Below are 298 nucleotides of genomic sequence, written 5' to 3'. Positions count from 1 at the left end.
ATGTGCAGACAAACAAGGCGGAGTACTATTCCAACACGGTTGAAATCCGCTCCAGCCTCACAGCACCGGTGGCGGAGAACCCCGACGCCTACGAGATACCCGTCATCTTCCACCTCTTTCCGGATGCCGAAGGCAACTATCCGGTCAAGGACTGGATGGTGAGGGAACAGTTGGACTATGCCAATTATGTATATAGCAACTATTTCAACCTCCCCGGGCAGACAGAGACCGGCGTGCGCTTTGTGGCCGCCACCACCGCGCCCGACGGTACGCCGCTTGAAACTCCCGGCATCGTCCA

Annotated in this window: 1 pseudogene; it reads left to right on the top strand. The window is 57.4% G+C overall.

Going from position 1 to position 298, the window contains the following annotated elements:
* Positions 1-298 (top strand): annotated as a pseudogene (locus I6E24_RS16855) (M43 family zinc metalloprotease); the annotation flags it as partial.

Origin of the sequence: Bacteroides caecigallinarum (genome assembly GCF_021530995.1) — a bacterium.
GTDB lineage: Bacteria > Bacteroidota > Bacteroidia > Bacteroidales > Bacteroidaceae > Phocaeicola > Phocaeicola faecigallinarum.
Note: the sequence above shows the minus strand (reverse complement) of the source record. Positions and strands in the feature narration are given on the sequence as shown.